Origin of the sequence: Streptomyces sp. F001 (genome assembly GCF_004187715.1) — a bacterium.
Classification (GTDB): domain Bacteria; phylum Actinomycetota; class Actinomycetes; order Streptomycetales; family Streptomycetaceae; genus Streptomyces; species Streptomyces flavusporus.
The window spans coordinates 29322-54821 of the sequence record NZ_QZWF01000015.1 but is presented as its reverse complement, the minus strand read 5'-3'; the positions used below and the strand labels follow the sequence as shown (position 1 = coordinate 54821).

General features: G+C 70.2%; 25 protein-coding genes. 7 read left to right on the top strand and 18 right to left on the bottom strand.

All coding sequences use genetic code 11. The features are described from left to right. Positions 1-15: 15 nt before the first annotated feature. Positions 16-639: a VanZ family protein gene (locus tag StrepF001_RS33850; RefSeq protein ID WP_129802003.1), complete on the top strand. Its 624-nt coding sequence runs from the start codon at positions 16-18 to the stop codon at positions 637-639. A 174-nt stretch (positions 640-813) separates the two neighbouring features. After that, a complete protein-coding gene (locus StrepF001_RS33845) occupies positions 814-1014 on the top strand; it encodes a PspC domain-containing protein (protein ID WP_129802002.1) in 201 nt (66 codons plus the stop codon). A 79-nt stretch (positions 1015-1093) separates the two neighbouring features. Here StrepF001_RS33845 and StrepF001_RS33840 read toward each other — a convergent pair whose 3' ends face one another. Together StrepF001_RS33840 and StrepF001_RS33835 are read right to left on the bottom strand one after the other, a co-directional pair. Then, complete coding sequence (locus tag StrepF001_RS33840) at positions 1094-1450, bottom strand: ATP-binding protein (RefSeq protein WP_129802001.1); 357 nt, start codon at positions 1448-1450, stop codon at positions 1094-1096. 142 nt (positions 1451-1592) lie between these two features. Continuing rightward, positions 1593-2756 (bottom strand): adenosine deaminase, encoded by a 1164-nt coding sequence (locus StrepF001_RS33835; RefSeq protein ID WP_129802000.1) that lies wholly within the window; start codon positions 2754-2756, stop codon positions 1593-1595. A gap of 113 nt (positions 2757-2869) precedes the next feature. On the opposite strand from StrepF001_RS33835, the gene StrepF001_RS33830 reads away from it, so the two are divergent. Beyond that, on the top strand, positions 2870-3631 hold the full coding sequence (locus StrepF001_RS33830; protein ID WP_129801999.1) for an alpha/beta hydrolase: 762 nt from the start codon (positions 2870-2872) through the stop codon (positions 3629-3631). Positions 3632-3706: 75 nt separating this feature from the next. On the opposite strand, the gene StrepF001_RS33825 is transcribed toward StrepF001_RS33830, so the two are convergent. Beyond that, positions 3707-4660, bottom strand: a complete 954-nt coding sequence (locus tag StrepF001_RS33825) for a LysR family transcriptional regulator (RefSeq protein WP_129801998.1) — start codon at positions 4658-4660, stop codon at positions 3707-3709. A 63-nt stretch (positions 4661-4723) separates the two neighbouring features. Between StrepF001_RS33825 and StrepF001_RS33820 the strand changes: the two genes are divergently transcribed. Together StrepF001_RS33820 and StrepF001_RS33815 are read left to right on the top strand one after the other, a co-directional pair. After that, a complete protein-coding gene (locus StrepF001_RS33820; RefSeq protein ID WP_129801997.1) occupies positions 4724-5995 on the top strand; it encodes an MFS transporter in 1272 nt (423 codons plus the stop codon). 494 nt (positions 5996-6489) lie between these two features. After that, positions 6490-7506: a sigma-70 family RNA polymerase sigma factor gene (locus StrepF001_RS33815; protein WP_129801996.1), complete on the top strand. Its 1017-nt coding sequence runs from the start codon at positions 6490-6492 to the stop codon at positions 7504-7506. Here StrepF001_RS33815 and StrepF001_RS33810 read toward each other — a convergent pair. Further along, positions 7390-7776 carry an STAS domain-containing protein gene (locus tag StrepF001_RS33810; RefSeq protein WP_129801995.1) on the bottom strand — a complete coding sequence of 129 codons (387 nt, stop codon included), beginning with the start codon at positions 7774-7776 and terminating at the stop codon, positions 7390-7392. The genes StrepF001_RS33815 and StrepF001_RS33810 overlap by 117 nt on opposite strands. A 156-nt stretch (positions 7777-7932) precedes the next feature. On the opposite strand from StrepF001_RS33810, the gene StrepF001_RS33805 reads away from it, so the two are divergent. After that, positions 7933-8853: an AEC family transporter gene (locus tag StrepF001_RS33805; protein WP_129801994.1), complete on the top strand. Its 921-nt coding sequence runs from the start codon at positions 7933-7935 to the stop codon at positions 8851-8853. A 13-nt stretch (positions 8854-8866) separates the two neighbouring features. Here the strand turns inward: StrepF001_RS33805 and StrepF001_RS33800 are convergent, their stop codons facing one another. The 9 genes from StrepF001_RS33800 to StrepF001_RS33760 all read right to left on the bottom strand — a co-directional run bounded on the left by StrepF001_RS33800 (position 8867) and on the right by StrepF001_RS33760 (position 19478). Beyond that, the gene (locus StrepF001_RS33800) at positions 8867-9457 is read right to left on the bottom strand and encodes a Uma2 family endonuclease (protein WP_129801993.1); all 591 of its coding nucleotides are present in this window, start codon (positions 9455-9457) and stop codon (positions 8867-8869) included. Between the two features lie 94 nt (positions 9458-9551). Then, on the bottom strand, positions 9552-10835 hold the full coding sequence (locus StrepF001_RS33795) for a thymidine phosphorylase (RefSeq protein ID WP_129801992.1): 1284 nt from the start codon (positions 10833-10835) through the stop codon (positions 9552-9554). A 71-nt stretch (positions 10836-10906) separates the two neighbouring features. Continuing rightward, positions 10907-11302, bottom strand: a complete 396-nt coding sequence (locus StrepF001_RS33790) for a cytidine deaminase (RefSeq protein WP_129801991.1) — start codon at positions 11300-11302, stop codon at positions 10907-10909. Continuing rightward, complete coding sequence (locus StrepF001_RS33785; protein ID WP_129801990.1) at positions 11299-12564, bottom strand: ABC transporter permease; 1266 nt, start codon at positions 12562-12564, stop codon at positions 11299-11301. The genes StrepF001_RS33790 and StrepF001_RS33785 overlap by 4 nt, the downstream gene beginning before the upstream one ends. After that, positions 12561-13682: an ABC transporter permease gene (locus StrepF001_RS33780; protein ID WP_129801989.1), complete on the bottom strand. Its 1122-nt coding sequence runs from the start codon at positions 13680-13682 to the stop codon at positions 12561-12563. The genes StrepF001_RS33785 and StrepF001_RS33780 overlap by 4 nt, the downstream gene beginning before the upstream one ends. Beyond that, on the bottom strand, positions 13682-15277 hold the full coding sequence (locus tag StrepF001_RS33775) for an ABC transporter ATP-binding protein (protein ID WP_129801988.1): 1596 nt from the start codon (positions 15275-15277) through the stop codon (positions 13682-13684). The genes StrepF001_RS33780 and StrepF001_RS33775 overlap by 1 nt, the downstream gene beginning before the upstream one ends. Before the next feature lie 161 nt (positions 15278-15438). Continuing rightward, positions 15439-16491 (bottom strand): BMP family ABC transporter substrate-binding protein, encoded by a 1053-nt coding sequence (locus StrepF001_RS33770; RefSeq protein ID WP_129801987.1) that lies wholly within the window; start codon positions 16489-16491, stop codon positions 15439-15441. A 444-nt stretch (positions 16492-16935) separates the two neighbouring features. Further along, positions 16936-17982 (bottom strand): BMP family ABC transporter substrate-binding protein, encoded by a 1047-nt coding sequence (locus StrepF001_RS33765; RefSeq protein ID WP_129801986.1) that lies wholly within the window; start codon positions 17980-17982, stop codon positions 16936-16938. Positions 17983-18248: 266 nt separating this feature from the next. Beyond that, positions 18249-19478: a M20 family metallopeptidase gene (locus StrepF001_RS33760; protein WP_129802081.1), complete on the bottom strand. Its 1230-nt coding sequence runs from the start codon at positions 19476-19478 to the stop codon at positions 18249-18251. A gap of 263 nt (positions 19479-19741) precedes the next feature. Here StrepF001_RS33760 and StrepF001_RS33755 point away from each other — a divergent pair, with 263 nt between their 5' ends. Continuing rightward, positions 19742-20404, top strand: a complete 663-nt coding sequence (locus StrepF001_RS33755) for a class I SAM-dependent methyltransferase (protein ID WP_129801985.1) — start codon at positions 19742-19744, stop codon at positions 20402-20404. On the opposite strand, the gene StrepF001_RS33750 is transcribed toward StrepF001_RS33755, so the two are convergent. From StrepF001_RS33750 to StrepF001_RS33730, 5 genes are read right to left on the bottom strand one after another with little or no spacing between them, the layout of a single operon-like run. Next, positions 20393-20572 carry a hypothetical protein gene (locus StrepF001_RS33750; RefSeq protein WP_129801984.1) on the bottom strand — a complete coding sequence of 60 codons (180 nt, stop codon included), beginning with the start codon at positions 20570-20572 and terminating at the stop codon, positions 20393-20395. The two genes, StrepF001_RS33755 and StrepF001_RS33750, sit on opposite strands and share 12 nt — an antisense overlap. A gap of 56 nt (positions 20573-20628) precedes the next feature. Further along, on the bottom strand, positions 20629-21693 hold the full coding sequence (locus StrepF001_RS33745; RefSeq protein ID WP_129801983.1) for a hypothetical protein: 1065 nt from the start codon (positions 21691-21693) through the stop codon (positions 20629-20631). A 58-nt stretch (positions 21694-21751) separates the two neighbouring features. Then, positions 21752-22690 (bottom strand): N-acetylneuraminate synthase family protein, encoded by a 939-nt coding sequence (locus StrepF001_RS33740; protein ID WP_129801982.1) that lies wholly within the window; start codon positions 22688-22690, stop codon positions 21752-21754. A gap of 14 nt (positions 22691-22704) precedes the next feature. Further along, positions 22705-23985 (bottom strand): N-acylneuraminate cytidylyltransferase, encoded by a 1281-nt coding sequence (locus StrepF001_RS33735; RefSeq protein WP_129801981.1) that lies wholly within the window; start codon positions 23983-23985, stop codon positions 22705-22707. A gap of 41 nt (positions 23986-24026) precedes the next feature. Further along, on the bottom strand, positions 24027-25376 hold the full coding sequence (locus tag StrepF001_RS33730) for a DUF6716 putative glycosyltransferase (RefSeq protein ID WP_129801980.1): 1350 nt from the start codon (positions 25374-25376) through the stop codon (positions 24027-24029). Positions 25377-25500: the final 124 nt, after the last annotated feature.

Genomic DNA, 25500 nt, shown 5'->3' with positions numbered 1-25500 from the left:
CGCGTCTTGGGGGGCGTGCAGCGTCAAGGCTCCGTGGGCGGCAACGCCGCGATCCGCATGCGTGTGACAGGGGGTGTCCTCCTGGTCGCGCATCTCGCGTTCGTCGCCTGGTTCACGCTGCGTCCGCTGGATGTGCCCTGGGTGATGCCCGCCAATCTGCGTCCGCTCGCCGGTATCCGGGCCGATCTGGCGCTCGGCTGGCCCGAGGCGGCGCGGAGCATCGGTGCGGGGCTCGCCCTGCTGGCACCGCTGGGCGTCCTGCTTCCGCTGGCCGGCGGACGGCTGGCCGTGTCGCCGCTGGGCTCGCTGGTCCGTACGGTGGCCGCCGGGGCGCTGATCTCGCTGGGCATCGAACTGCTGCAGACCGGGGTGCCGGGGCAGGACGTGGACGTCGACTCGATACTGCTGAACACCGTGGGCGTGGCCCTCGCCCACATCCTCGTCGTACCGGCCGGTCGCCACTGGCTGCGCCGCAGGCCGGAATCCCCACGCGGGGCCTCCCGCAGGGGCCGGCCGGCGGACCCGGCCGGAGTCGCGGGGGCCGGCGCCCCCGCCCCCAGCGGCGCTGTCGTCGGTCGCCGACTGGCGTCGCCGTCCTCCTCCGGCTTACGGCTGGATACTCCCCGGCGCTCCAACTAGCCGGGGGCGGCCTCTCCCTGAGAAGGAGCCGGCTCAGGGTTCGGACCCCGACGATTCCCAGGGTCGGCATCGCCCCGTAGAGCGACGCTTTGCCCGGTTCGTCTGCGTAGCGTTGCAGGCAGATGAGGCAGCCACGAGGGGAAGCCTCACACCGACGCTCACCAAGGAGCCGCCATGTCCCGCCTTGCCCGCCCCACCAGCGGCCGGATGATCGGCGGAGTGTGCGCAGCGCTGGCACGGCGCTTCGGCACCTCCGCGACCACGATGCGCGTGATCTTCCTGCTGTCCTGCCTGCTGCCCGGCCCGCAGTTCCTGCTCTACATCGCGCTGTGGATCCTGCTGCCGTCGGAGAGCAAGACGCAGACGGCCTGGTGAAAGCCCCTCCCTCAGGGGAAAAGTCGATGGGGCGCACCCCTGCCAGGGTGCGCCCCATCGGCACGTACGGGGACGGCGCTCAGCCCAGCGGGAGGCCGTTCAGCGGCGTGGCGGACTGCACGGGCAAACTCTTCGTCGGCAGTCCGCCGAGCAGCCCGCCGACCGGCGCGGTCGCGCCCTCGGAGAGCCCCTTCGTGGGGTCCGGCTTGGCGGAGTTCAGGCCCTTGCCGAGAGCGGGCTGCCCCTTCGTCAGCGTCTTGCCGGCACCAGGCAGCGACTGAGAGACGTTCTCCGCCGGCAGCGTCCGGGTGACGGTGTTCAGGGCCTGGGTCGCATCGGGGGCGGCCGGAGCGGCGTCGGCGGCACCCGCACCGGCCGCGGCGAAGGCGGCACCGAGGGCGGCGACACCGAGGGACTTGGCAGCAGACTGCTTCATGGTGAATTGCGTCCTTGACTGACTTGAAATGGGATGACGGTGTTTGGGAAGCGGTCCATGAACGTAAACACGCGACGGCAGGCGCCGCAAACATCGAAATGCGGACGGCTTGTGAATGCCCGCCCACATCTACCGCCCCCGGTCAGCCCTTCCGGGGTGCAGAACCGCTGGTGGAGGCGGTCTGCTGGAACAGCCATTCGGACTTCAGTTCTGCATATCCGGGCTTGATCACGTCATTGATCATTGCCAGTCGTTCATCGAAAGGAATGAATGCTGACTTCATAGCATTGACCGAGAACCACTGCAGATCGTCGAGCGTGTAACCGAATGCATCGACAAGGTGCTCGAATTCCCGGCTCATGCTGGTGTGGGACATCAACCGGTTGTCGGTGTTCACGGTCGCGCGGAAGTGCAGACGGCGCAGCAGGCCGATGGGGTGCTCGGCGTAGGAATTGGCCGCGCCGGTCTGGAGGTTGGAGCTGGGGCACAGCTCCAGCGGGATGCGCTTGTCGCGGACGTACGAGGCGAGCCGGCCGAGCTTGACGGAGCCGTCCTCGGCGACCTCGATGTCGTCGATGATCCGCACCCCGTGCCCGAGCCGGTCGGCACCGCACCACTGGAGGGCCTGCCAGATGGACGGCAGGCCGAAGGCCTCGCCGGCGTGAATGGTGAAGTGGTTGTTCTCGCGCTTGAGGTACTCGAAGGCGTCGAGGTGCCGGGTGGGCGGGTAGCCGGCCTCGGCGCCCGCGATGTCGAAGCCGACAACCCCCGAGTCCCGGTAGCGGTTGGCGAGTTCGGCGATCTCCAGGGCGCGGGCGGCATGCCGCATGGCGGTGAGCAGGGCGCCGACGCGGATGCGGTGGCCGCCTGCGCGGGCGATCCGTTCGCCCTCCCGGAAGCCCTCGTTGACGGCCTCGACGACCTCCTCGAGGGTGAGCCCGCCCTCCAGGTGCTGCTCGGGGGCGTACCGCACCTCGGCATAGACGACGCCGTCCTCGGCGAGGTCCTCGGCGCACTCGGCGGCGACCCGGACGAGGGCCTCGCGGGTCTGCATGACGCCGACGGTGTGGGAGAAGGTCTCCAGGTACCGCTCCAGGGATCCGGAGTCGGCGGCCTCGCGGAACCAGAGGCCGAGCTTGTCGGGGTCGGACTCGGGGAGTTCCTGATAGCCCGACTTCTGGGCGAGTTCGACGACGGTGCCGGGGCGCAGCCCGCCGTCGAGGTGGTCGTGCAGGAGAACCTTGGGCGCCCGGCGGATCTGGTCCGGGCTCGGGGTGTGCCTCATCCGGTCAGTCTGGCTCGTCATTTCCGCACTCTAACTCCTACGCGCGTAGATCGCCGGTTGTGCGAAACCGTCGATACGTAACGGTGACCGTGCGGACGGGTGGTGTACACCGGCGCTTCTGACACTGTTCTGTCATGGCACAGGAAGTGACGCCGGTCCGCGCGCCCCGGCTGGGGCGGGCGCTCGGTCCGGAACCGACGGCGGTGAACGGAGTGGTGCTGCTGCTCCCGGGCGGCGACGAGGTCTCCGCCCGCCGGCCGTCCCCCCTGCTCGCGGCCGCGTCCGTACGGGGGCTGGGGCGCCGCCTGGTGCGCGCCGGCCACGACGAGGGTCTGGTCGCGCACGTCGTGCACTACCGCTACCGCGGCTGGAACGGCAACGAGGCCCATCTCGCCCGCGACGCCTCCTGGGCGGCCGACGAAGCGGTACGGCGCTACGGAGACGTCCCGGTCTGCCTGGCCGGCATCGACATGGGCGGGCGGGCCGCGCTGCACGCGGGTGGCCACGAGGCCGTCAGCTCCGTGCTGGCGCTCGCCCCTTGGCTGCCGGAGGACGATGTCGCGGCGCCACCCGAACCGGTGAAACAGCTCGTCGGCCGGCAGGTGCTGATCGTGCACGGCACCAACGACGAGCGCACCGACCCCGAACTGTCCTTCCGGTACGCGGCCCGCGCGAAGAAGGTGAACCGGGACGTCTGCCGCTTCGAAGTCCACTCCGACCGGCACGGGTTGCACCAGCACCGCGACGAAGTACTGGCCCTTGCCGAGGACTTCACCATGGGAGCGCTGTTCGGGCACCCCCTCTCCCGTCCGGTCCAGGACGCGCTCGCCGCACCGCCGCCGCTGGGGCTGCGGATGCCGCTGGCCGCGGGGTTCGGCCGGTCGCTGCGGCGGTAGGGCCTGTCCGCCTGCTTCGCCTGCTTCGCCTGCTTCGCCTGCTTCGCCTGCTTCGCCTGAGGGTGACAGGACGGCTCAGTCGGGCAGCAGATGCCCGCGTCGTGACAGCAGGAACTTCTTGAACGCCGCCACCGGGGGTGTGTCCGGGCGGCCGTCCAGCCAGGCGACGCCGATCTCGCGCGCCGCGCGCGGGGCGGTGACCGTCAGCTCGACGACACCTGGACGCGGCACCGCCGGCGGCGGCAGCAGCGCGACCCCGAGACCTGCGGCGACGAGCCCTCTCAGCGTCTCCGCCTCCTCGCCCTCGAAGGCGATCCGCGGCTTGAAACCGGCCTCCTGGCACAGGTCGTCGGTGATCCGGCGCATGCCGTAGCCGGGTTCCAGAGTCACGAACATCTCCTCGGCGGCCTCGGCCAGCCGGATCCGCCGACGGCCGGCCAGACGGTGGTCGGCCGGGACGACGAGGCGCAGTTTCTGTTCGTCGAGGCGGCGGGCGACCAGGCCGGGGGCGTCCGGGACGGGCGAGGTCAGACACAGGTCCAGCTCCCCCGCGCGCAGCCGCTCCAGCATCGCCTCGCCGTAGTTCTGGACGAGGCTGAACCGGACCCCCGGGTGGTCGGCCCGGAAGGCGTGCAGCAGGCCGGGCACGGTCTCGGCGCCCATGGTGTGCAGAAAACCGAACGCAACCTTCCCGGTGGCCGGGTCGGCGTCGGCGCGCACCTCCTCGGCCGCCCGCTCGATCTCGGCGAGGGCGCGTTCGACGGACGCGAGGAAGGTCCGGCCGGCGGTCGTCAGCGACACGGTCCGGCCGCGCCGGGCGAACAGGTCGACGCCCAGGTCCTGTTCGAGGCGCACCATGGCGCGCGAGAGGGTCGACTGAGGGACGTTCATCTCCTGCGCGGCGCGGGTGACGTGCTCGGTGCGGGCGACTCCCGCGAAGTGAGCCAGGCGCGGCGCGAGCAGCGCGACGATGTCTTCTGTGTCACTGCTTGGTGACAGTCGAGCCTGTGACCTCTGCTGATGCTTCATGGGAACGATTATGGCAATTCCATGCATTGGACGGATGAATGGTGGGGTCCTTAGGTTCGAGGTATGAACCCCGCCGATACCGGGGCGTCCACGATCGTGGGCGCCGCTGCCTCTGTTCCTGCCGTTTCTGCCGCCGATTCCCGTATGGCCCCCGGCGGGCCCGGCTACCGGCGGATGAGCCTCGCTCTCTTCCTCGCGGGTGTCGCGACCTTCGCGCTTCTCTACTCCACGCAGGCTCTGCTCCCCCTGATGTCGGGGGACTTCGGTGTGACGGCGAGCGAGGCCAGCTGGACGGTGGCAGCCTCGACCGGCGCTCTGGCGCTGTTCGTCCTCCCGATGAGCGCCCTGTCGGAGCGCTTCGGGCGGCGTACGGTCATGACCGCGTCGCTGGCGGTCGCGGTGACGGTCGCCCTGCTGGTCCCCTTCGCTCCCTCGATGGGCGCGCTGGTGGCACTGCGGGCGGTGCAGGGCGCGGCGCTGGCCGGGCTGCCGGCGTCGGCGACCGCGTATCTCGCGGAGGAGGTCCGGCCCAGGGCGCTGGTCACCGCGATCGGCCTGTTCGTCGCGGGCAACAGCGTCGGCGGGATGAGCGGCCGGGTCATCACCGGCTGGGTGGCGCAGGAGTGGGGCTGGCGGGTCGCGCTCGGCGCCCTCGGAGTGGTGGCCGTGGCCTGCGCGATCGCCTTCCGCCTCCTGCTCCCGGCGCCGAAGCACTTCACGCCGGGCTCGCTGCGCCCGCGTGTCCTGGCCGGCACGGTCCGCGCCCACCTCGCCGACCCGCTGCTGCGCCGTCTGTACGCGATCGGTGCCCTGTTCATGACGGTGTTCGGCGGCGTCTACACGGTGATCGGCTACCGCCTGACCGAGGACCCGTTCTCGCTCCCCCAGGGCATCGTCGGCTCGATCTTCCTGGTCTACCTGGTCGGTACGGTGTCGGCGTCGGCCGCGGGCCGGCTGGTCGGCCGGCTCGGCCGCCGGGGTGCGCTCTACCTGGCGGGCGGCACCACGGCGACGGGTCTGCTGCTGTCCCTGGCGGGGTCGCTGCCGCTGGTCCTGCTGGGTCTGGTCCTGATCACCGGCGGCTTCTTCGCGGGGCACGCGGTCGCGTCGTCCGCGGTCAGCAAGACGGCCACGCAGGGGCGCGCCCAGGCGGCGGCGCTGTACCAGTCGGCGTACTACGTGGGGTCCAGCGCGGGCAGCACGGTGGGGGCGATCGCCTTCCACGCGGGCGGCTGGGCCGGGACGGTCGGAGTCGGGCTGCTGGCGGTGCTGGGGGTTGTGGGGATCACCGTGCTGGGCTCGCGGGCGGCTCGGGTGGCTGCGCGGGTGGCGTAGGCGGGGGTGCCTGCGGCGGCCTGCTCAGGTGGCGTAGGCGGGGGTGCCTGCAGCGGCCTGCTCAGGTGGGTGCTTGGTTGCTGTCGCGCCTTCCGGCTGTGGGTAGGTCGGGGCCGCGCCGGGGGTGTCCGTCCTCGGTCTGCCGGGCTGGTTCCTGGCGGGGTGCCGGGCGTTTGCGGCAGCCGCTGCGGGCGGACACCCCCCGACACGTCCCCTTCCCGCCGTGCGCGACTGCGGGACCGGTCGATCTGCCGCGGGCAGTGCATTAAGGGCCTGAGGGCCCCAGGGCGGCACGGGTGGGCGCGGCGGCACCCTTCCAGCGCCGGGCTGCGCGACCCACCCCCTGGCCCGGCGCAACGCCGCACATCTCCCCACTCACCCCATCTGACCTGCCCCTTTTCCCACTCCGGGGGCCATTGTCAGTGGGCTGCGGTAGCTTCCGAAGTGCTGGGCGCAAAGGCGCACCGCAGGACGGCCACAGGGGTGGGTGGACGATGAGCAACGGCACGGCGACGACAACGGACCTCGACGCCACACTGGAAAAGCACCGAGTCGAGCTGACCGGCTACTGCTACCGCATGCTCGGCTCCTCCTTCGAGGCCGAGGACGCGGTGCAGGACACCCTGGTCCGTGCCTGGCGCAGCTTCGACAAGTTCGAGGGGCGCTCCAGCATCCGCTCCTGGCTCTACCGGATCGCGACGAACGTCTGCCTGGACATGCTGAACGCGGGCAACAAGCGGGCCAGGCCGATGGATCTCTCCGAGTCGACGCCGCTTGCCCAGGCGGCCCTGTCCCCCCGCCCGGACAACACCTGGCTGGAGCCGGTGCCGGACAGCCGCGTGCTGCCCACGACCGACGACCCGGCCGAGGCGGCGGTCGCCAAGGAGTCGGTGCGCCTTGCCTTCATGGCGGCCCTGCAGCAGCTGCCGCCCAAGCAGCGGGCGGTGCTGATCCTGCGCGAGGTGCTGGCCTGGAAGGCGAGCGAGGTCGCCGAGCTCCTCGGCACGTCGGTCGCGTCGGTCAACAGCGCCCTGCAGCGGGCCCGCGCGACCCTCGCGGAGCGGGAGGACAAGGGCGCCGAGGCGGCGCTCTCCGATCCCTTGGACGAGGAGCAGCAGAAGCTTCTGGAGCGGTATGTCGCGGCCTTCGAGGGCTACGACATGACGGCGCTCACGGCCCTGCTGCACGAGGACGCCGTCATGACGATGCCGCCCTTCGACCTGTGGCTGACCGGTGTCAAGGACATCACGGGCTTCATGACGACGCTCGGCGCCCCCTGCGCGGGCTCGCGTCTGGTGCCGGTCCAGGTCAACGGGTTGCCAGGCTTCGCCCAGTACAAGCCGGACCCCGAGGCGGGCGGCTTCACTCCCTGGGCCGTGCAGGTACTGGAGATCTCAGACGGCCGGATCACCGGGTTCCACTGTTTCCTCGACACCAAGCGCTGGTTCCCGCTGTTCGGGCTGCCCCTCCATCTCGAAGCGGAGGCCGACCAGGTCGAGGAGGGCGTGTAGGGCAGGATCGGGATCCCGCAGCCGGATCCTCCCCCCGGCCCGCTTGGCCGCCAACTCCAGCCGCGCCAGCAGATCCACGGCGGCCAGCCCCGGCGGCCCGAGCCCTCCGACGTCACACACCACGACCGCCGCCCCAGTGGCCTGCAACAACGCCCGCACGTCATCGCAGAGCCCGGTCACCTCATCCCGGGTGACAGGGCCGGCGAGCACGATTTCGGCGGGTGGCATGGCATTCACATGCGGTAGACCGGGCGGGCAGGTGGAATTCATCGGGGCCGAGGTCGTGGGCTGCCGCAGACCGCCGGGTGTCCGCAGTTCAGGATCACATTGACCCGCCGCCCTCCTGCCCCGGAGGGTTGGCTGTATGCCCCATGGATCGCCACCGCGCATGCTGCCCGACGCTTTCCGGCCCGCCACGGAGGCGCGATGCAGGGGGTGTTGAGCGGGTTCGCGGTCATCGCCGTCGTCATCGGTGTGGGCTACGCGATCGGCCGTGGCGGCCACCTCGGTGATCAGGGCCGCGAGGTGCTCACCAAGCTCGCCTTCCACGTGGCGTCACCGGCCCTGCTCTTCACCACGCTCGCGCGGACCGATCTGTCGGTGATCTTCTCCAGCCGCCTACTGATCACGGCGTTGAGCACGGCAGCGGTGGCGGCGGTCTTCGTGGCGGTGGGGGTCGTACGCCGCTGGGGTGTGGGGCGTACGACGATCGGCGCGCTGTGCTCGAGCTACGTCAACTCCGGCAATCTGGGCATCCCTATCGCCGTGTACGTGCTGGGCGATGCGTCGCTGGTGGCGCCGGTACTGCTGTTCCAGCTCGTCGGGGTCACACCCGTCGCGTTGACGATCCTGGATCTGACCGGCGGAGGTGGGCAGGGGCCGCTGTGGAAACGCCTGCTGACTCCGCTGCGCAATCCGATTGCGGTGGGTTCGCTGGCCGGGGTGGCGGTGTCGGCGGCGGGCGTGGAGCTTCCGGGCCCGATCATGGATCCGCTGACTTTGATCGGGAACATGTCGGTCCCCGCCGTACTCCTCGCCTTCGGCATCTCCCTGCGCGGCAGCACGCTTCCGCTGCGCGGCGCGGAACGGGGCGCGGTGCTTCTCGCCGTGGGCCTCAAGTCGGTCGTCCAGCCGCTCGCCGCCTGGGCATTGGCGGCGGGCGTCTTCGGCCTGCGCGGTGCGGCCCTGCTCGACGTGGTGGTGACGTCGGCACTGCCGGCCGCCCAGAACCTCTTCACGTACGCGAGCCGCTACCGGGTGGGCGAGACGCTGGCGCGGGAGGCGATCCTGTTGTCGACGCTGCTGGCCGTGCCGGTGCTCGTGGTGGTCGCGACGTTGCTGGGCTGAGCAAGCAGAGTGCTCAGCCCAGAGGGAAGACGCTCGTATCAATGTCCAGCTCGAAGGGCGTGGGCAACGTCAGCTTCTCGCCGTACTCCACCGAGGCGAGGACGCGGTACGTTCCGTCCTGAGGCACCCCGTAAAGCGTCGCTGTGGGACGGTCGCTGTGCCAGGGGTCCAGCAGGAGGTAGAGCGGCACCCCGGCTCGGGCGTAGCCATGCACCTTCTTGATGCGGTCGTGGTTGGCATTTCTCTTCGATGTGATCTCCACGACCAGCTCGGCCTCATCCGCAGGAACCCGGTTCCCCTTGCCCAACACCGACGACACAGGCAGCACCGCGAGATCGGGGACGAACAGGTCCGAGATGCCCGGCACTTCCAGTCCCAGCGTCTGATAGATCTCCCAGGACTCAGGGATCTTCGTGTACAAGCGCCGCTGCAACAGGGCTGCCGTGGTGTTGTGGTCCTTGGACGGCGGAGGCGGCACGGTGACGACCCCTTCAATGATCTCCACCTTGCTGCCCTCGGGAGCGTCCGTCTCCTCCCAGACACGGACGATCTCGTCCCAGCCCGTGTCCCCAGGGGCACCGGACTCGGCGGCGAGTGCGCTCATGGCGGTCTCCAATCGGTCATCACCGGTCCCAGCATGCCGAACGGGACCGGCGCAGGTCCACCGATCCCGTTCACCCGAAAGGGAAACCACCTGGTCAGGCAATACGTTCCAGCACAACGGGCGAAGCCGTGAAGTCCGTGCCCGGCGCCCCGATGTCGTACGAACCTTCCACCGCCTCCAGCGCATACGCGAACCGCTCCGGCGTGTCCGTGTGGAGCGTCAGCAGCGGCTGGCCCTCCCTCACCTTGTCGCCCGGCTTGGCGTGCAGCTCGACGCCCGCGGCGGCCTGCACCGGGTCCTCCTTGCGGGCGCGGCCGGCGCCCAGGCGCCACGCGGCGATGCCGATGTCGTAGGCGTCGAGGCGGGTCAGGACACCCGACGTCGCCGCCTTCACCACGTGCTGTTCCTTCGACGTGGGCAGCGGGGCGTCCGGGTCGCCGCCCTGGGCCGCGATCATGCGGCGCCAGACGTCCATCGCGGAGCCGTCGGCCAGTGCCTTCGCCGGGTCGGCATCGCGGACGCCCGCCGCGTCGAGCATCTCGCGGGCCAGGGCCAGCGTCAGCTCCACCACGTCGGAAGGCCCGCCGCCCGCCAGGACCTCGACCGACTCGCGGACCTCCAGCGCGTTGCCCGCCGTCAGGCCGAGCGGCGTCGACATGTCCGTCAGGAGCGCGACCGTCCTGACCCCATGGTCCGTGCCCAGGCCCACCATCGTGGACGCCAGCTCGCGCGCGTCCTCGATCGTCTTCATGAAGGCGCCCGTGCCGACCTTCACGTCCAGGACCAGCGAGCCCGTGCCCTCAGCGATCTTCTTGGACATGATCGACGAGGCGATCAGCGGGATCGCCTCCACCGTGCCGGTCACGTCGCGCAGTGCGTACAGCTTCTTGTCCGCCGGGGCCAGGCCGTCGCCCGCCGCGCAGATCACGGCGCCGACGCCGTCCAGGACCGACAGCATCTCCTCGTTGGAGAGCAGGGCCCGCCAGCCGGGGATCGACTCCAGCTTGTCCAGTGTGCCGCCCGTGTGGCCGAGGCCCCGGCCCGACAGCTGCGGGACGGCCGCACCGCAGGCCGCCACCAGCGGGGCCAGCGGGAGGGTGATCTTGTCGCCCACCCCGCCCGTCGAGTGCTTGTCCGCCGTCGGACGGGACAGCGACGAGAAGTCCATGCGCTCGCCGGAAGCGATCATCGCGGCGGTCCAGCGGGCGATCTCACGGCGGTTCATGCCGTTGAGCAGGATGGCCATCGCGAGGGCCGACATCTGCTCGTCGGCGACCTCGCCGCGCGTGTACGCGTCGATGACCCAGTCGATCTGCTCGTCGCTGAGCTCACCGCGGTCCCGCTTGGTGCGGATGACGGAGATGGCGTCCATGGCCATGGCTGGCTTTCCTTCCGGGGATTGCGAAGAGTACGGCCCCTGCGAGTCGAGTCCCAGGGGCCGTACGGGAGTTACGAGCGGAGGTGCCCCGGCCCGAAGGCCTGCGGCAGCATCTCCGACAGCGGCAGGATGCCCGCCGGTGTCTCCAGCAGCAGGTCGGGGCCGCCGAACTCGTACAACAGCTGTCGGCAGCGGCCGCACGGGACGAGGATCTCGCCCCTGCCGTCCACGCAGGTGAAGTGCGTGAGGCGGCCGCCTCCGGTGCGCTGCAGTTCCGAGACCAGCCCGCACTCGGCACACAGGCCGAGGCCGTACGAGGCGTTCTCGACGTTGCAGCCGGTGACCGTGCGGCCGTCGTCGACGAGGGCCGCGACGCCGACCGGGTACCCCGAGTAGGGGGCGTAGGCGTGGCTCATGGCCTCGCGCGCCATCTCCCGCAGGGCGTCCCAGTCGACCGCGGGCGTCACTTGCCTTGTCCCTTCCGGTACGGCAGACCGTCCGCCTTCGGCATCCGCAGCCGCTGCGCCGACAGGGCGAGGACGACCAGCGTGATGACGTACGGCGTGGCGGAGACGACCTGGTTGGGGACCTCGTTGGTGCCGGCGTACCAGGCGAACACCAGAGCGCCGACGACCAGCGTGATCACGGCCTGGACGTACTTCTTCCGGACCGCCAGCCAGATCGCGCCGATGATCAGCAGCAGCGCGCCGAGCAGCAGCAGTGCGTGGACGTTCTCGGAGCCGCCACGCAGGTTGAGGCTGTCGGTGTAGCCGAACAGGCCCGCGCCGATGGCGAGTCCGCCCGGCATCCAGTTGCCGAAGATCATCGCGGCGAGACCGATGTAACCACGGCCGCTGACCTGGCCCTCCAGGTAGAAGGGGTTGGCCACGATGGAGAGGAACACGCCACCCAGGCCGGCCAGGCCGCCGGAGATGATCACGGCCAGGTACTTGTACTTGTAGACATTCACGCCGAGGGACTCGGCCGCGACCGGGTTCTCACCGCAGGAGCGCAGCCGCAGGCCGAAGGCCGTACGCCACAGGATCCACCAGGTCGCCGGGACGAGCGCGACGGCGATCAGGGTCAGCCAGGAGACGTTGGTGACCAGGCCGCCGAGCAGGCCCGCGATGTCGGAGATCAGGAACCAGCCCTGGTTGTTCAGATCCCGCAGGCCGTCGGAGAGTCCCGGCACGGTGAAGTGGCCGAGGGATTCCACCGCCGGGGACTGCTTGGCGGAGCCGCCCGCGTGGCCCTCGAAGGCGAGGGGCGCGAGGTAGCGGGTGGCGCCGAGGGCGAGGATGTTGATCGCCACACCGGAGACGATGTGGTTGACGTTGAAGGTGATGGTCACGAAGGCGTGCAGCAGGCCGCCGATCGCGCCGCCGAGAATGCCGACCAGGACACCGGTCCACGGGCCCCACTGGAATCCGGCCCAGGCACCGAACCAGGTGCCGAGGATCATCATGCCCTCGAGGCCGATGTTGACGACGCCCGCGCGCTCGGCCCAGAGGCCGCCGAGACCGGCGAGGCCGATCGGCACGGCGAGCTGGAGCGCGGTGGACATCTGGCTGACGTTGGTGATGCCGTCGGCGCCGGTGATGATGCGGACGATCGAGATCAGCGCCAGGGCTCCGGCGATGACCAGGAGCAGCACCGGCCAGGACATCCGGCGGCCGGTCGGCGCCGCGGGCTGCAGCGTGGGCTGGTTGACGTCGGTCGCGGTGGTCATCGGCCAGCCACCTCCTTCGTGGTGTTGTGGGCGCCGAGGACGTGACCGGCGGCCAGTTCGGCGCCGACCCGGCGCTGCTGGCGGCGCAGACCCCATTCGCGGACGGCCTCGTAGGAGACGACGACCGACAGCACGATCAGGCCCTGCATGATGACCGCGATCTCCTTGTCGTAGCCGTGGAAGTCCAGCTCGGGCGAGGCCTTGTCGAGCCACGCCCACAGCAGGGCGGCGAAGGCGATACCGACGGGGCTGTTACGGCCGAGCAGGGCGATGCCGATGCCGAGGAAGCCGATGCCGGTGGGGAAGTTGAGGCTGTAGGTGTGGGTGTCGCCGAGCAGGATCGGCAGGCCCGCGAGTCCGGCGATGGCGCCGGAGATCAGCATCGCGGTGAGGACCATGCGCTTGGGGTCCACGCCGGAGGCCGCGGCGGCCGTCTCGGAGGCGCCGGAGGCGCGCAGGTCGAAGCCGAAGCGGGTGCGGTTGAGGACGACCCAGTAGCCGATGCCGAGGAGTACGGCGAGGACGACCAGACCGTAGATCTCGCCGGCGGCACCCATGTCGATGCCGGGCACCCAGCCCGACTCGTGCATCTCGCCGGTGGTGTTGTTGTTGCCGACCTTGACGCCGAAGACGGTCGGCAGCCACAGGTAGCCGATGACGGAGGTCGCGATCGCGTTGAGCATGATGGTCGCGACGACCTCGCTGACGCCCCGGGTGACCTTGAGGACACCGGCGATGCCGGCCCAGAAGGCACCGGTGCAGATGGCGGTCAGGAGCAGCAGCGGGATCTGGATCGCGGCCGGCAGGTTCATGTGGGCGCCGACGATCGCGGCCAGCATGGCGCCGAGCTGGTACTGGCCGTCGACGCCGATGTTGAACAGGTTCATCCGGAAGCCGATGGCGACCGCGAGCGCCGCGATGTAGTACATCGAGGCCTGGTTGAGGATCAGGACCTGGATGTCGGAGAAACCGGCCTGCTCGAACATCAAGGCGAACGGCTCGACCGGGTTCTTGCCCGAGGCGATCAGCACGATCGCGATCAGCACGAAGGCCACGGCGAGCGCGATGACCGGTCCGGCCACGGCGAGGAGCACACGCTCCTTGTCGAACTTCTTCATCAGCGGGCCTCGTCTTTGCCGGACTCGGGGGTCTCTTCGTGTTCGAGGTGTCCGGTCGCGGCACCGGTCATGGCCGAACCGAGCTCCTCGGGAGTGATCGTGGCCGGGTCGGCGTCGGCGACCAGCTTGCCGTTGTAGATCACCCGGAGTGTGTCGGACAGGCCGATCAGCTCGTCCAGGTCGGCGGAGATCAACAGCACGGCCAGGCCCTCGTGGCGGGCCTCACGGATGTGGTCCCAGATCGCGGCCTGCGCGCCGACGTCCACACCGCGGGTGGGGTGCGCGGCGATCAGGAAGCGCGGCTTGTGGCTCATCTCGCGGCCGACGATCAGCTTCTGCTGGTTGCCGCCGGACAGGGAGGCGGCGGTGACGTCGATGCCGGGGGTGCGGACGTCGTACGCCTCGACGATGCGGCGCGTGTCCGCCTGCGCGGCCTTCGGGTCGAGCCAGACGCCCTTGGCGTTGGGCTTCTCGGTGACGTGGCCGAGTATGCGGTTCTCCCAGAGGGGGGCTTCCAGGAGCAGGCCGTGGCGGTGGCGGTCCTCGGGGATGTAGCCGACGCCCTGCTCGCGGCGCTTGCGGGTGGCCCAGCCGGTGATCTCCTCGTCGCCGAGCCGGATGGTGCCGGAGTCGGCGTGCTTGAGACCGATCAGCGCGTCGACCAGCTCGGTCTGGCCGTTGCCCTCGACACCGGCGATGCCCAGGACCTCGCCGGCGTGGATGGTGAAGGTGATGTCGTCCAGGAGGGCCTTGCCGCCGGCCGCCTCCAGGCGCAGCTTCTCGACCGTGATGACGGGACGGTCGGTGACCGTCGACTCCGCGGTCTCCGGCGTGGGCAGTTCACTGCCCACCATCATCTCGGCGAGCTGGCGCGGGGTGGTCTCGGCGGGGACGGCCGTACCTACGGTCGTACCGCGCCGGATGACGGTGATCTCGTCCGCGACGGACAGCACCTCGCCCAGCTTGTGGGAGATGAAGATGACCGACAGGCCCTCCGCCTTGAGCTCGCGCAGGTTGTCGAAGAGCGCGTCCACCTCCTGCGGCACCAGGACGGCCGTCGGCTCGTCCAGGATCAGCGTGGTGGCACCCCGATACAGAACCTTGAGGATCTCCACCCGCTGACGGGCGGCGACGCCGAGCTCCTCGACCAGAACATCGGGGCGCACCCCGAGGCCGTACCGCTCGGAGATCTCCTTGATCTTGCGACGGGCCTTGGCGCCGATGCCGTACAGCTTCTCGCTGCCCAGCACCACGTTCTCGAGCACGGTGAGGTTGTCGGCCAGCATGAAGTGCTGGTGCACCATGCCGATGCCGCGGGCGATGGCGTCGGCGGGGCTGTGCAGGCTGACCTGCTCGCCGTCGATCGTGATCGTGCCCTCGTCCGGCTTCTGCATGCCGTAGAGGATCTTCATCAGCGTCGACTTGCCGGCGCCGTTCTCGCCGACGAGGGCGTGGACGGTGCCCTTGCGGACGCTGAGGTGGATGTCGTGGTTGGCCACGACGCCCGGGAAACGCTTGGTGATCCCGGCGAGTTCGACGGCGGTCGCCTGACCGTTGACCGCCGCTCCGGCCGGAGGGCTGCTGGACGCGTTGATGGCGCACTCTCCTGGGGACGGGGGTCGTCTACGCGCGTAGCGCCCCTACGGCATACAAAGGGGTGACGCGCCGAGACAACGGGGTACAGGGAGACAGCCTCCCCGTACCCCGTTGAGCGCACATAACCCCGCGGTTACTGACTGCTCGAAGTCGTACCCTGTCAGCTGCTCTTGACCTTGATCTCGCCGCTGACGATCTTCTCCTTGGCCGTCTCGATGGCTTCCTGGAGCTCGGCGTCGTCGGCGAACTTCGGGTTGGAGTCCGCGAGTCCGACCTCGCCGGTCTTCAGATCGCCCCTGACGATACCGGTCTCGGGCTTGCCCTCCTCGACCGACTGCGCCAGGTTGAACACCGCCTTGGCGACGTCCTTCGTCGCCGAGGTGAGGATGGAGTCCTTGTACTTGGCGAGGGCTTCCTGCTTGTACTGGTCGGAGTCGACACCGATCGCCCACACCTTGTTGGCGGCGGCGGCCTCGATCACACCCTGCCCGGACAGACCGGCCGCCGCGTACACGACGTCGGCCTTCTTCTCGATCTGCCCCTCGGCGGCGGTCTTGCCCTTGTCGGGGCTGGAGAAGCCACCCTCCTCCGCGGTCTGCGTCAGATACTGCGAGACGACCTTGACCTTGCCACCACTCGCGTCCTCGACGCCCTGCTTGTAGCCGGCCTCGAACTTGTGGATCAGCGGAATGTCCACACCACCGACGAAGCCCACGACGTTCGACTTGGTGCTCTTGGCAGCGGCGACCCCCGCGAGATACGAGGCCTGCTCCTCGGAGAAGACCAGGTCGGCCACGTTGTCCGCCTGGACCTGGGAGTCGTCGACAATGCCGAAGGTGGTGTCGGGGTACTTCTCCGCGACCTCCTTGACGGCCGGCGCGTACGCGTAGCCGACACCGATCACCGGGTTGTAGCCCTGCTTCGCCAGCGACGACAGACGCTGCGCCTTGTCGGCGTCCGTCTCCCCCTCGGTGGGCTCGATGTCGGCCGTCTCGTAGCCGAACTCCTTCTCCGCCTGCTCCAGGCCCGCGTAAGCGGCGTCGTTGAAGGACTGGTCGCCCTTGCCGCCGACGTCGTAGGCGATGGCGAGGCCCTTGTCGCCCTTCGAGTCGGAGGACGAGCTCTCGGTCGAGGTGCCGCCGCAGGCGGACAGAGCGAGGGCGAGGGATGCGGTCGCTGCGCCCGCGACCGCGATGCGGGAAACCCGGCGCATGTGTGGTGCTCCTGTCGTACAAGCGCCGGACGGTTCAGCTTCGGCGCTGGCTTCGCCGCAGATTAACGCGCGTAGACCTACCTGAAAACCCCTTCTGTCCACCTTGTTATCCGCCCGTGGCCAATACCACTCAGACCCAGGTCACGGCCTTGCCGCCTGCAAACAGGAGATGGCAGCCGGTGACGACAGCCCGCAGTCGCGTACGGCGGGAAGGGGACGTGCCGGGGGGTGTCCGCCCGCAGCGGCTGCCGTGAACGCCGGCGCACCCACCAAGAAACACAACGGCAGACCGAGGACGGACACCCCCCGGCGCGGCCCCGACCCACCCACGCCAGTAGGCGCGACAGCAACCACGCACCCACCCGGACAGGCCGCCGCAGGCATACCAGGAAGCGGGCGGACGCTCCTGCGCCCACCCGCTTCTCACCGATCCGACCGCGTCTGCTACTCGGTCCTGACCTTGATGGAGCCGTCGATGATGCCTTCCTTGGCCTTGTTCACGGCATCCTGAAGCCCGGCGATCTTCGCGAACTCCGGGTTGCTCTCGGACAGTCCGACGCCGTCCACCTTCAGATCAAAGGTCTGGGTGCCGGTCAGCGGCTTGTCGTTCTCGACGGACTCGGCCAGCGCGTACACCGCACCACCGACGTCCTTGAGCGCGGAGGTGAGGATGAAGTCCTTGTACGCCGACAGCGCTTCCTGCTGGTACTGATCCGAGTCGACGCCGATCGCCCACACCTTGGCCTTGGCCGCGGCCTCGATGACACCCTGCCCGGACAGACCCGCCGCCTGGTAGACGACGTCGGCCTTCTTCTCGATCTGGCCCTCGGCGGCAGCCTTGCCCTTGTCGGGGCTGGAGAAGCCACCCTCCTCCGCGGTCTGCGTCAGATACTGCGAGACGACCTTCACCTTGCCACCGCTGGTCTCCTCGACGCCCTGCTTGTAGCCGGCCTCGAACTTGTGGATCAGCGGAATGTCCACACCGCCGACGAAGCCCACGGTGTTGGTCTTGGTGGCCTTGGCAGCGGCGACACCGGCGAGGTAGGACGCCTGCTCCTCGGCGAACACGAGGGAGGCCACATTGTCGCCCTCGACGACCGAGTCGACGATGCCGAACGTGGTGTCCGGGTACTTCTCGGCCACGGCCTGCATGGCGGGCCCGTAGGCGAAGCCGACGCCGATGACAGGGTTGTAGCCCTGCTTGGCGAGGGAGGCCAGGCGCTGCTCCTTGTCGGCGTCGGTCTCACCCTCGGTGGGCTCGATGTCGGCGGTCTTGTAGCCGAACTCCTTCGCGGCCTTCTGCAGACCGGCGTACGCGGCGTCGTTGAAGGACTGGTCGCCCTTGCCGCCGATGTCGTACGCGATGGCGAGGCCCAGGTTCTCCTTGGACTCGTCGCCGCTGTCACCACTGGTGCCACCGCAGGCCGTGGCAGCGAGTGCGAGCGACGCGACCCCCACCGCGACGCGGGTCAGTTTGGATATCCGACGCATCTGAAGTTCCCCATTCTCCAAAGCCCCGCAGTGGGTGCTCGGTTCGGCGCACATTAACGCGCGTAGACACTCCTGGGAACGGGCTTCTGCGTGGCCGTTATCCATTCGTGCCGGTGGCCGGTTACTTCCTTGTGAACCACCGGCTCGAATGGTGTGCACCTGGGGCGATCCCGGCGCGGTGAAGGGCATCTCTGATCATTACGCGCACCAGGCTGCCCCCACTCCTGACAGGCCGCAACCGGAGGGGAACGACGTTGAACGACCGCCTACCGCCCGCCGTGGACCAGCGCCGCCGCAGTGAACAGCTCCACGCCGACGGTGATGGCGGACTCGTCGACATCGAAGTCGCCCTGGTGCAGATCGCGCACCGTGCGCTCGCCGGGGGTGCGCACGCCGAGCCGGGCCATGGCGCCGGGCACCTGCTCCAGGTACCAGGAGAAGTCCTCGCCGCCGAGGCTCTGGTCGGTCCCCTCGACGGAGTCGGCCCCGCGCCGCGCGGTCATGGCCTCGCGCAGCAGCTCGGTCGTCTCGGCCTCGTTGACCACGGGCGGAACGCCGCGCACGTAGTTGATCTCCGACTTGGCGCGGTGCAGATTGGCCACCTCGTCGATCGCCGCGTGCACGATGTCGGGCGCCTGCCGCCAGGCGTCGAGGTCCAGGCAGCGCACGGTTCCGGAGAGCTCGGCGTGCTGCGGGATGACGTTCGGGGCGTGCCCCGACTCGATCCGCCCCCAGGTCACGGCGAGCCCGCTGCGGGTGTCGACACGCCGGGCGACCAGCGCGGGCACGTCGGTCACCACCCGGGCGACGGCGGTGACGAGGTCGGTCGTCAGATGGGGCCGGGCGGTGTGCCCGCCGGGCCCGTCCAGGGCGATTTCCAGCCGGTCGCAGGCGGAGGTGATGGGGCCCTGCCGCAGTCCGATCAGCCCGGCGTCGACCCGGGGGTCGCAGTGCACCGCGATCATCCGCTCCACCCCCTCGAGCACCCCGCAGTCGATGGCGTCGGCGGCACCTCCGGGCAGCACCTCCTCGGCCGGCTGGAAGACCAGCCGCACGGGCCGCGGCAGCAGTCCCTGCTTGTGCAGCTCGGCCAGGACGAGGCCGGCGCCGAGGACCACGGTCGTGTGGACGTCGTGCCCGCAGGCGTGCGCCCGGTCGGGCACGGTGGACCGGTAGGGGCACTCGGTCTTGGCGTCCGGGATGGGCAGGGCATCGATGTCGGCCCGGAAGCCGAGCATGGAGGGACCGCCGCGCCACTGACCGCCGTCGGCCCCGACGTCACATACGAGCCCGGTCCCGACGGGCAGCACCCGCGGCTTCAGGCCGGCCTTCTCCAGGCGTGCCTTGATCGCGGCGGTCGTACGGAACTCCTGGTTGCCGAGTTCCGGGTGCATGTGCAGGTCGCGCCGGAAGGCGACCAGTTCGGCACGCAGTGCCTCGGGCAGCGTGCCGGGAAGCGCGGCCCCGGGGAGGTCGGCGTCGGACTCCAGTGACATCTGTTGCTTCACCCTCTGAAGGGTAGGACGCCCGGACGGCCGACTGACCCGAGATCAACAAAAGTTCAACCCGTTAGGGGAAGAAAATCTGGCCGTCGGACGCATAGGCATCAACTTGGGTGGGTAAACTCGCCGGTTTTTACCGGTTGAGCCGATCACGGGCACCGCGTTCCTCCACGCATACCACGCCCAGCCCCACCCGCGCGCTCCCGTTCATCTGTCGGACGCCCACGGCACGCGCTCCCCCGGTAGCCTGCGCGACCGTGACCGATCTGGACGCGGCCTTCCTGGAGGCCACCCGCAGCTCTTACGACGCGATGGCCGACGACTACGCGGCCCACTTCCCCGACGGCCCCGGCCTGCCCCTGGACCGGGCCGTGGTCGGCGCCTTCGCCGATCTGACCCGCACACACGCCCCCGCCCCTGTGGCCGACCTGGGTTCGGGCCCGGGCGGGGTCACGGCGATGCTGGACGGCCTCGGTGTCCCGGTGTTCGGTGTGGACGTCTCCCCGCGGATGGTGGAGCTGGCCCGCCGGGCGCACCCCGGTCTGCGCTTCCACGTGGGTTCGATGACGAGCCTGGACCTGCCGGACGGGACACTGGCCGGCGTGCTGGCGCTGTACTCGATCATCCACGTCCCGGACGAGCACCTGCCTGCGGCGTTCGCCGAGTTCCACCGCGTTCTGCTCCCCGGCGGACACGTCCTGGTGGGCTTTCAGTACGGCGACACGGAGGACCGTCTCCACCTCACGGAACGCTTCGGCCACGAGATCGCCCTCGACTACCACTGGCGTACGCCCGAAAAGGTGGCCGATCTCCTGACGGAGGCCGGCCTCGACGTCCACGCCCGTGTGGTGCGCGAGCCCCAGGAGGAGGAGAAGCGCCCGCGGGCGTTCCTGCTGGCCCGCAAATCCCTAGTCGTCTGAGCCGGAGCGACTGCGTGAACTTCCGGAGCGGCTCAGCAGCTCGCCGGCCGTCCGGGTGACGGCGGCCACGACGCGTACCCAGCGCGGGCCGCCCCGTTCCGCCCACACGACGCAGACGCACCCCCCGACGACGAGCGCCAGAACGCCGGACAACACGAGTATCTCCATGCCTCTCCCCCTGCTTGCGAGTGCTGCGGTCCGCGCATCCTCTCATTCGCGGATCGCTACACCGCCCGCACCGCCGACAGCCGATGCACATCCCGTGCCGTCCCCGTCACCCCGTCCAGGAAGCCCTGGGCGCGCGGTGAGGCGGTCCGGGTGAGCCATTCGGGGTTGATGTCGCAGACGGCGACGCGGACGTCCGTGCCGACGAGGGCCAGCGGGAGGGTGTGGACGACCGTGGACGGGAAGCTGAGGATCGTGCGGCCGACCGGGCCGCGGCGGGCGATGAGTTCCAGGGGCAGGTCGGGGCGGACGATCTCCAGGCCCGTCTCCACCGCGAGCCGGTGGAGTTTGTCGGTGCTCTCACGGCGGTGGGCGAAGTAGCGGCGGGCCCCGTGCGCCTTGGCGAGGGACCGTACGGCGTCGATGTACCGCTCGCCGTCCACGACGCCCGTCTCGACCAGCGAGGTGCCGACCATGTCGGCGCTCTTGGTGATGCGGGGCGGGCCGAAGCGGGTGCGGGTCCAGGAGAAGTCGTTCGCGGTGACGGTGACGCCGCCCGGTGCCTCGTCGATCGGCATCGAGGAGAAGATCTCGACCCGGCGGCGCTCGCCGGGCGTCAGGCGGCGCCGGGCGGAGGACGACACCGGGGCGAAGAGCAGATCGCGCGGGCCGGGACGGCTGCCCCGCCGGTGCCAGCGCTCCAGGCGTTCACCGCGGGCGAGTTGGGCGACGAACTCCATCGTCGCCGTCCCGTCGTCCACGACCACCAGGTCACGGGCCCGCGTGATGGTCAGCAGAAGTTGTACGTACCGCGAGAACGGATCGCCCATGACGATCCGTTCCGCGCGGCGCAGCGGCCCCATGAGCCCGCCGATCGTCTGGAAGGGTGCCGACGCGCCGCCGCGCGCCTCCTCCCAGCGGACCTCGTAGCCCTCCTCACGCGCCAGTTCCGCCATCCGCCGCAGCTGACCGCGGGTCATCGGGTCGACGGGCGAGAGGACCACGAGCGTGAGCCCCGCGCCGGGTGCGTGGACATGCGCCCACTCCAGCACGTTCAGGAGCTGTACCGGACTCTCGACGAAGGCGAGAGTGTGAGGGCCGGCATTCCCGGCGCGGGGGCTCATCGGCGTACGACCGTCCCGTCGTAGGGCGTTGTGGGGTTGTGAGGGGCTGACGGTGCCGTCAGACCTGGAGCGGCTCGCCCGCCGCCGCGGCGATCTCCGCCTCGGCGACGACGCCCTGGACGCGGCGCAGCTTCTTCATCGGGCCGAGCTCCGACTCGTAGACCTTCTTGACGCCGTCACCGAGGGACTCCTCGATGGTGCGGATGTCGCGGACGAGGCGGGTCAGGCCCTGCGGCTCGACCGAGGCGGCCTGGTCCGAACCCCACATGGCGCGGTCCAGGGTGATGTGACGCTCGACGAAGGTCGCCCCGAGCGCGACCGCGGCGAGGGTGGTCTGCAGGCCCGTCTCGTGGCCGGAGTAGCCGATCGGGACGTTCGGGTACTCCTTCTCCAGCGTGTTGATCACGCGGAGGTTCAGCTCCTCGGCCTTCGCCGGGTAGGTGGAGGTGGCGTGGCACATGAGGATGTTGTCCGAACCGAGGACCTCGACCGCGTGGCGGATCTGCTTCGGCGACGACATGCCGGTGGAGAGGATGACGGCGCGGCCGGTGGCGCGCAGCGCCTTCAGCAGCTCGTCGTCCGTCAGGGACGCGGAGGCGACCTTGTGGGCGGGGACGTCGAACTTCTCCAGGAACGCGACGGCCTCGGTGTCCCACGGGGAGGCGAACCAGTCGATCCCCTTCTCCTTGCAGTACTCGTCGATCTGGCGGTACTCGGCCTCACCGAACTCCACGCGGTGGCGGTAGTCGATGTAGGTCATCCGGCCCCAGGGGGTGTCGCGCTCGATGTCCCACTGGTCGCGCGGGGTGCAGATCTCCGGGGTGCGCTTCTGGAACTTGACCGCGTCGCAGCCCGCCTCGGCGGCCACGTCGATGAGCTTGAAGGCGTTCTCCAGCTCGCCGTTGTGGTTGATGCCGATCTCGCCGCAGATGTAGACGGGCTTGCCGGGGCCGACCTCGCGGGAACCGAACGTACGCAGGCGGGAGTTGGTGCTCATGGCAGGAACTTTCCTTACTTGGTGGAGGGGTCGAGAGAGTCGAGAGAGGGTCCGAGGATCCAGCCGGCGATCTCTCGGATCGCGCCGACGCCACCGGGGACGGTGGTGACCGCGCGTGCGGCGCCGCGTACCACGTCGTGGGCGCTCGCGACCGCTACCGGCCAGCCGACGAGGGCGAAGCACGGCAGGTCGTTGACGTCGTTGCCGACGTAGAGCACGCGCTCCGGCGCGATGCCCTGCTCCTCGCACCACTGCTTCAGCGCGAGGTCTTTCCGGTCGATGCCGTGCAGCACCGGAATCTTGAGCTTCCGGGCCCGGGCGGCGACGACCGGGTTCTGCTCCGTGGACAGGATCAGCATGGTCAGGCCGCTGCGTCGCAGGGCTGCGATGCCGAGGCCGTCTCCGCGGTGCACGGAGACGAACTCCCGTCCCTCGGCATCGATCAGCACCCGGTCGTCCGTCTGGGTGCCGTCGAAGTCGAGTACGACCGCGTCGATGTCGGCGGCGGTCGGAAGTGCGCCGGGGCGGTCCGCGTCGAACAGCGGCGCGAGGGCCCGGGCGCGGGCGAGGTCGTGCGGGTCGTCGATCTCCAGCACGCGCGCGGGGTCGGTGCGCACCAGCTCGGTGCGGCCGAAGAAGCGGTGCTGGTGCTCGCGGAAGCCGGCCGCGTTCATCGCGTAGGCGGCGCCGGTCTCCAGCAGGTCCTGGGGGCGGTCCTGGCGGCGCGGGCGGAAGGACTTGTCGTGGTTGACGCCGTAGCCGCCGCCCGTGCTGAGGGAGTCGGCGGCGGTGACGACGCTGTCGGCCGCGGCCTCGGCGTCGGCGTCGCGCCAGATGAAGCCGTGGAAGGGTGCGACGGTGACGGCCGTGTCGGCGCCGTTCTCGACGACCGCGCCGGCCACGCCGTCGATGTCCTCGCGGATGAGGAACGGGCTGGTGCACTGGACGAGCAGGACGGCGTCGACCGGGGAGCCGTGCAGCGCCTCGTGGGCGTCCATGGCGTGCAGCACGGCGGCCTCGGAGGTGGCGGTGTCACCGGCGATGGCGGCGGGGCGCAGCACGACCTCGGCGCCGGCCGAGCGGGCGGCGGCGGCGATGGCCTGGTCGTCGGTGGAGACGACGACGTCGGTCACCAGGCGGCTGGCGATGCACTCGCGCACCGCGCGGGCCACCAGCGGAACGCCGCCGACCGGGGCGAGGTTCTTCGCGGGCACGCCCTTGGAGCCGCCGCGCGCGGGGATCACCGCGAGCACCCGGCGCACCGCAGCGCCTCGGCCCGCTTCCGGGTTGGACATTGGCTCTACTCCTTGACGTGCGTGAGGTGAGGTCCCGTGGCTCACAGCTCCCCCATCCGCCGGATGACGGGCGCGACCCGCTGGACGCCGTGCCGGTAGGCGCCGCGAGCGGCGCGGCGGACTATCTGGCGGACCGGGCCGGGCTCCTTGTCGTGGGCGGGGGCGCCGGGCAGCGGGGTGCCGTCGGGGCCGAGGTGGTGGCGGGCGAGGATGCCGGGCAGGTAGCCGGGGGCGGTCGCGGGTGTGTAGTACGGCGTCAGGGGCGGCAGTCCGCCGGGCCGGCCGAGCAGCTTGGTGATCCGCTCGCGGGCCGCGTCGAAGGCCGTGTCGTACGAACCGTCCGCTGCGACGCCCTGCCGGGCCACCCAGTCGGCGTCCGGAGTGGGCCGGTGCCCGGCGTCGAGCTGGTCCCAGGAGGCGAGGCAGCCGGAGCCGACGAAGTGGTGGTTGCCGAGTACCTCACGCACGCCGAGGTCGGTGAGGACGACGGTGGGGATCCGGCGGTGGAGGGACTCCAGCGCGGCCGTCGAGCTGACCGTGACGAGCAGGTCCGTGCGGTCCAGGACCTCGCCCATGTTGCCGTAGACGAGCTTGAAGTTGGGGGGCAGCTCGCCGAGCCGCTGCGCCAGCTTCTGGTACGGCAGTTCCTCGATGTGGGTGGTGTGCTCGCCCGGCTTGGAGCGCAGCTTGAGCAGCACCTCGCGTCCGGGGTGCAGCCGCGCGTGCTGGACCAGGCGGTCCAGCAGGTACGTCCGGTCCTTGCGGCTCTCCGGAACGGACGGCTGGGCGGCGAAGACGACCGTGTAGGGGTCGTGCTCGCCGGTGTACTTCGCGCCGCCCAGGAACGGCAGTGCCACCTCGGTGACCGCGGAGGAGTCGGCGCCGACCCCGTCGTAGACCGCGCGGAAACGCTCCGCGTCCTGGCGGGAGTTGGCGAGGACGAGGTCCGCGCCGTGCCGCAGCAGAAGGCCGTCGGCGAGCTTCTCGTAGACGACGCCGACATAGCCGGTGACGACGACGGGCCGCGTCTCGCGGTCCTGCCAGACACGCCCGAGGCCGTGCAGCATCGCCTGGACGCCGCCGCCGACCAGGGAGAGGACCAGGACGTCGTACGACTCCTGCGCCATGATCCGCAGGAACTCGACGGCCGTGACCTCCCGGAGGGAGTCGGCGCGGACGCCCACTTCGGCCAGTTGGCGGGGGGTGGGGGTCGCCCGGCCGCGCAGCAGAAATCCGTCCAGGGCAGGGGCAACTTGCGCCTCGCCTTGCGGTCCGGCTTCCATGGACGGGCCCGGAGCGATACGGCTCGCGGTCAGGGCACCCCATTTCCATCGGGTGTCGGAGTCCGCGAGTACTGCGATCCGCGTGGGCTTCGTTGTACTTGGTGGCACGTCCCAGACGCTAGGAAGCAATTTCTAGTTGCTGGCCAACCTCGCCTCAACGAAAAGTTAACAGCAACCCACCGAGAGCCGAACTGCCCCGCCGAACTCCAGGAAGTACACGGGATGCACCGTT